The sequence below is a fragment of the Salinibacterium sp. genome (genome assembly GCF_031364185.1).
Taxonomy (GTDB): Bacteria; Actinomycetota; Actinomycetes; order Actinomycetales; family Microbacteriaceae; genus Rhodoglobus.
The window spans coordinates 1-5,484 of sequence record NZ_JANLVV010000367.1 but is presented as its reverse complement, the minus strand read 5'-3'; the positions used below and the strand labels follow the sequence as shown (position 1 = coordinate 5,484).

6 protein-coding genes, 1 tRNA gene and 1 pseudogene are annotated in these 5,484 nt (G+C 65.4%); 4 read left to right on the top strand and 4 right to left on the bottom strand.

Annotated features, from left to right (window positions below; all coding sequences use genetic code 11):
• The coding region (locus RMN95_RS16085) for a polyprenyl synthetase family protein (protein WP_309617917.1) at positions 1-506 on the bottom strand (506 nt) is incomplete at its 3' end.
• Between the two features lie 17 nt (positions 507-523).
• On the opposite strand from RMN95_RS16085, the gene idi reads away from it, so the two are divergent.
• Positions 524-1,060 (top strand): isopentenyl-diphosphate Delta-isomerase, encoded by a 537-nt coding sequence (gene idi, locus RMN95_RS16080; protein ID WP_309617916.1) that lies wholly within the window; start codon positions 524-526, stop codon positions 1,058-1,060.
• A gap of 241 nt (positions 1,061-1,301) precedes the next feature.
• On the opposite strand, the gene dcd is transcribed toward idi, so the two are convergent.
• A complete protein-coding gene (gene dcd / locus RMN95_RS16075) occupies positions 1,302-1,907 on the bottom strand; it encodes a dCTP deaminase (RefSeq protein WP_309617915.1) in 606 nt (201 codons plus the stop codon).
• 105 nt (positions 1,908-2,012) lie between these two features.
• Here dcd and RMN95_RS16070 point away from each other — a divergent pair.
• Together RMN95_RS16070 and RMN95_RS16065 are read left to right on the top strand one after the other, a co-directional pair.
• Positions 2,013-2,086, top strand: a tRNA-Gly gene (locus RMN95_RS16070).
• 46 nt (positions 2,087-2,132) lie between these two features.
• Positions 2,133-2,780 (top strand): dienelactone hydrolase family protein, encoded by a 648-nt coding sequence (locus RMN95_RS16065; RefSeq protein WP_309617914.1) that lies wholly within the window; start codon positions 2,133-2,135, stop codon positions 2,778-2,780.
• On the opposite strand, the gene RMN95_RS16060 is transcribed toward RMN95_RS16065, so the two are convergent.
• Positions 2,770-3,300 (bottom strand): DinB family protein, encoded by a 531-nt coding sequence (locus RMN95_RS16060; protein WP_309617913.1) that lies wholly within the window; start codon positions 3,298-3,300, stop codon positions 2,770-2,772. The genes RMN95_RS16065 and RMN95_RS16060 overlap by 11 nt on opposite strands.
• A gap of 469 nt (positions 3,301-3,769) precedes the next feature.
• On the bottom strand, positions 3,770-5,071 hold the full coding sequence (locus RMN95_RS16055; protein WP_309617912.1) for a DEAD/DEAH box helicase: 1,302 nt from the start codon (positions 5,069-5,071) through the stop codon (positions 3,770-3,772).
• 95 nt (positions 5,072-5,166) lie between these two features.
• Here RMN95_RS16055 and RMN95_RS16050 point away from each other — a divergent pair.
• Positions 5,167-5,484 (top strand): annotated as a pseudogene (locus tag RMN95_RS16050) (hypothetical protein); the annotation flags it as partial.

The following is a 5,484-nucleotide window of genomic DNA, read 5'->3' as shown; positions in this document are numbered from 1 at the left end:
TCATCCATGACCTCAAGCAACCGTGCGCGGGTCTGATCGTCTGCGCCGCTGCGGTCGATCAGGCGGTAGGAGTTGAAGAGCGCAAGGTCGCCGGCGATGACTGCTGCGGAGATGCCGCTGTGGTCAGCGACCCGCGTCGAGGCTCCTGCCGCGGTCGCCCGGTCGCGATAGGTGCCCGCGATGTTGGGGAGCCCGCGCCGGGTGAAGTCGTGGTCGATCACATCGTCGTGCACGATGAGCGCGGTGTGTAGCAGTTCGAACGCGGCGCCGACGTTGGCCGCGGCCTCGAGGTCTTCCCCGCCCAGAGACTGGTAGGCGCACATCACCATCCTGGGCCGAAAACGCTTGCCGCCGACCGTGTTGTTCTCGAGCGTCTCCCACAGTTTTACGTACTGCTGACCGAAGGGTGTTGCGCGATTCTTGGCTAGGCTGAAGAAGCGCGCCAAGACGGCGTCAACCTGCACCAGCCTCTCCCGGGAGAGGTCAAGCAGCCCGGAACCATCCATACAGGCAGACTACCGCGATGAACCCTGATCGACCTGAGATGGTTGTGCTGCTCGACAACGACGCCAACCCGATTGGGGTCGCCGATAAGGTTGGCGTCCACACCGCTGAGACGCCGCTCCACCTGGCCTTCTCCTGCCACGTCTATAACGCCGCCGGGAAGGTGCTGGTGACGCGTCGAAGTGTGACGAAGCTCACGTGGCCGGGGGTCTGGACGAACTCGTTCTGCGGGCATCCCGCGCCTGATGAGGCGATGGATGCCGCGATCCGTCGCCGCGCGCAGCACGAGCTGGGCATCACCCTCGGCTCGCTCGAGATCGTGCTGCCCGAGTTTCGCTATCGCGCCGTCGACGCCTCCGGAATCGTCGAGAATGAGGTGTGCCCGGTCTACCGCGCCGAGACGGCAGACACCGTGGTGCCCCACCCCGACGAGGTGGCCGAGTTCGCGTGGGTCGATCCGGAGTCGCTTCACACGGCTGCGGCGGCGGCGCCGTATGCGTTCAGCCCGTGGCTCGGCTGGCAGCTCGAGCAGCTCGCGGCTCTGGGCCGGCGCTAGCGCAGAGCCGGCGCTGGAGCTGGCGCAGAGCCGGTGCTGGAGCTGGCGCAGAGCTGGCGCTGGAGCTGGCCCAGCAGCGGGGCCCTCGGCGAGCTGTCCGGTGCGACTGCACCTCCCGCGGCGGGAGAAACCGCACTACGCGGCGGGAGTTTGACGCGCGCGGCGGGAGTAGCGACTCCCGCCACAGGTAAGGTTCCCCCGCCGCGCGACTGTGGGGCCGCGTGTCGGACCCTCCGCGGCCTTACGCGCCCGCGGCACCCGCATCGGTCGAGCGCACATCGGTGCGGTGAAAATTTTTGAAGCTTCGGGATGCCGTCGGCCCACGCTGCCCCTGATAGCGCGAGCCGGACGGACCTGAGCCGTACGGGTTCTCCACCGGCGAGCTGGTGCGGATGAAGCACAGCTGGCCGATCTTCATCCCCGGCCACAGCTTGATCGGCAGCGTCGCGACGTTCGACAGCTCCAGGGTGACGTGGCCCGAGAATCCCGGATCGACGAAACCGGCGGTGGAGTGCGTGAGCAACCCCAGCCGCCCCAGCGAGCTTTTGCCTTCGAGGCGGGCGGCAACGTCATCCGGAAGGGTCACCAGCTCGAAGGTGGAGCCCAGCACGAACTCGCCAGGGTGCAGGATGAACGGCTGGTCTTGATCGACCTCAACCAGGTGCGTGAGGTCGGGCTGGTCTTCGGCCGGATCGATGAACGGGTACTTATGGTTGTCGAACAGGCGAAAAAACCTATCGAGGCGCACGTCAATGCTTGAAGGCTGCACCATATCGAGATTGAGCGGGTCGAGACCGATGCGGCCGGATGCGAGTTCGAGCCTGATATCGCGATCGCTGAGAAGCATGCGCCCAGACTACTAAGACGGGCGCGGCTACTAAGGCAAGCGTTGTTGGCCAGGTAGGCACGGTTACCCAGGCAAGCACTATCGCCAGCTAAAGTAGGAGCGTTCGCGGATGTAGTTCAATGGCAGAACTTCAGCTTCCCAAGCTGATAGCGCGGGTTCGATTCCCGTCATCCGCTCCACTGCACACCCGTCACGGTTCACCCTCTTCACCGCAGAAGGGACAGCATGACCGACCTGATGCCGACCCCGTCCCCCGGCCAGACGCTGTTCTATGGCGAACCCGGTAATCCCGCCGTGGTCGTGCTGCACGACATGTACGGCAGGTTGCCCTGGCTCGAGGCTTTCGCCATGGCCATCGCTGGCCACGGATTCAGGGTGGCGGTGCCCGACTTCTACGACGGTGTGTGCACGGTTGTCGAGTCGAACGCTCGCGATCTCATGCAGAACCTCGATGTCGCGCGGTCCCTGGCGCTCATCGACGACGCGGTCGAGGAAGATCAGGAAACCGGCGTCGAGCGCGTCGGCCTGGTGGGGTTCTCGATGGGAGGCTGGCTGGCACTGCTTCATGCCCAGGCCGGTGGGGTGGATGCGGTGGTCGCCTATTACGCGAGCCTCGGCCCAGAAGACCATGGCCTCATCCCCTGCCCGGTGCTCCTGCAGTGGGCCGAGATCGACCACTGGCGAGCAGGCGAGGAGCCCGAGTCGTTCGCTGCGCGGCTACACGATCACGGCACGCCGGTCACCGAGCACACCTACCTCGGGACGAGGCATTCGTTCGCGAACGCGAGCCTGACCGACACTCTCGATGTCAGGGCTGCGGCACTCGCCTTCGCGCGCACCGCGGTGTTCCTTGAGACGCAACTTATCGATTGACGTCCGCAAGGTGATGCACCGGGTCGTGGATGAGGTACTTCGCGAAGGTCTCGATCGTGAACTGCACCCCGTCGCTGCGCCGGCCCGAGCGCGACCAGTCATCGACCTGGTCGAACGCGTCCGCGAGCGATGACGCGGCATCCACCAGCTCGCTCGCCACGACCGCCGGATCCTGCTCGTTGTAGCGCTCGGCGACCGCGGTCTCGTCCTGGTCCCAGTTCGGATACAGCGGGTCATCCTGCGACCGCATGAGATCCAGACGGTGCGCGTAGAGCCGGAACACGTCGCGAACATGCGCGGCATATTCCAACGGCGACCAGGTCGAGTCATCGGGTCGGGTGCGGACGTTCGCGCGGGCGAGCACGGCCGGCCAGGCTGCGGCGTTCGCTCGGAGTAGAGCCGCGGCATCCCGGGCCTCGAAGCTCGCGGCATCGAAACCGCACTCCGGGCACGGCCTCTCGATCACCCACGTCCAGTCCTTCATATCCGGGGTGATGGGTGTATCAGGCGTGATCGGCATGACCCCATCGTCTCGCCAACCCACCACCAGGCGCCGTCGATTTCGTGCCAAACTCCCGCGGTCGGCCGGCTCCTCGCAGTGCTCCTCGCTCTGCCGCCCTCTGTTGATAACTCCTGCAAGTCGTCGTCTGTTCGCACCGAAAGCCTGAGTTTCACCTGAGTTTCCGGGCCTCCGGCACCGGCAACGGCCCGGATTGCAGGAGTTATGAACATCGTCACGCAGTGACCCGCGTTACCGCAGGATCGGGCCACGGGCCTCGTCGGTCGTCCGAAATGACGGATCAGGTGGCTTTATGAGTGGGTCGGGGCCCGCAATTGAGGGGTGTGGATGCCGCAACCTCCGTCATTTCGGACCGAAGCGCTGACGCGACCGTCGTCCGAAGCGCTGGCGCGACCGTCGTCCGAAGCAGCCGCGCGATGATCGCCGGTTCGGTCCGGAGCCAACCGCTCCAAAAGTGAGGGAGCGCCGCTCAGGCGTGGATCGCCGGAATCGCGGTCACGCGCGACATGAACCGCACCACGTTCTCGTCGACGATGATGTCACCCGGCCGCAACGGCCGCGACAAGAACAGCCCATCCAGCGCGCTGATCCGGCTCAGTGCCACGTAGGTCTGCCCCGGCGCGAACGAACGCTGGCCGAGATCCACAATCGCACGGTCGTACGTCTTCCCCTGGGACTTGTGGATGGTCACCGCCCACGCCAGCCGCAGCGGAAACTGCGTGAACTCGGCCACCACATCCTTGCGCAGCGATTTGGTGAGTGACGAGTAGCTGTATTTGAACTTCTCCCACACGGCCGGGCGAACCTCGTGGCGCTCGCCATCGACATCCACCCACACCGTCGAGTCGATCTTCAGGACGGTGCCGACCGTGCCATTGACCCAGCGCTGGCCGCCGTTCTCGTACCCGGTGTCGTTGCGCAGGAACATCACACGGGCCCCCACCTTCAGCTCGAGCGCCTCATCGGCCGGATACGCCCGGCCGTTGAAGTCTCCGCTGACTTCGGCTTTGGCCGTGAGCACCCGCCCCGGCAGCCGCGCAAGCTCGGTGGCGTTGATGCGGGTGACCGTGGCGTTCGTGGTCGCCAGCGTGATCGCGCCGTCGGTCGGGGCGGGCCGCGCGCCAACCTCATTCAGCCGGGCGGCGATCTCTGCGGTCACCCCACCGTGCCTGACCGCATTGAGCATGTACTTGAACTCGGCCTCATGCTGGCGATGGATGGTCGTCAGCTCGTAAATCGTCAGGTCGGTGTCGTCCCAGACCTTCGCGTCGAAGAACCACATCGAGCGGTAGTGATCCTCGAAGTAGGCCCGCTCCTCACCCTCACCAGGCACGGGAGCAAGCTGGTAGGGGTCACCGAACAGCACCACCTGCACTCCGCCGAAGGCCTCGAGCGGGCGCTTGCGGGCCTGCCTCAGCGATCGGTCGATCGCATCGAGCAGATCGGCGTTGACCATCGACACTTCGTCGATGACCAGCGTGTCGACGGTGCCGAGCAGTTTGTGCAGCTCGGCGCTCTGCTCGATGTCGTGATCGGCGATGACCCCGATAGGCAGGCGAAACAGCGAGTGGATAGTCTGCCCGCCGACGTTCAGCGCGGCGACCCCGGTGGGCGCACAGATGACGATCTGCTTGGACGTGTTGTCTGCGAGATGATTCAGCAGCGTCGACTTGCCTGTTCCGGCGCGACCGGTGATGAAGAGGTTCTGCTGCGTCGTCTCGATGGCGTCGAACACCGCCTGCTGCTCGGGGGATAGCTGCAGCTCACTCACCGCTTCACTGTACCCGGGGCATCCGGGGCATGGTGCGAGCCCGACTGAGGCTGTGCAATTTAGTGCGTGACGCTGTGCAATTTAGGATGGAGGTTGTGCGCCGAGTAATCATCACGTGGTCCGTCGTGGCAGCGCTCGTGGTCGGCGCGTTCGCTGGCACTGTCGCCATCCTGAACTCCACCCTGTACAGCGCGAGCGGTTTCGTGCAGAGCTACCTCGATGCGCTGGCGAGGAGGGATGCGCCCGGCGCCCTCGAACTGGCGGGATCTGGCGGGCGCAGTTCGGCATCCAGGGCGCTACTCGAGCCACTACTTGAGTCCAAGGCGATGGGTGGGCTCGACGACATCTCCTTCGTGAGCGAGTCACGCTTTGCCGACGGAGTGCAGCGTGTGACCTTCCGGTACGTTGCCGAT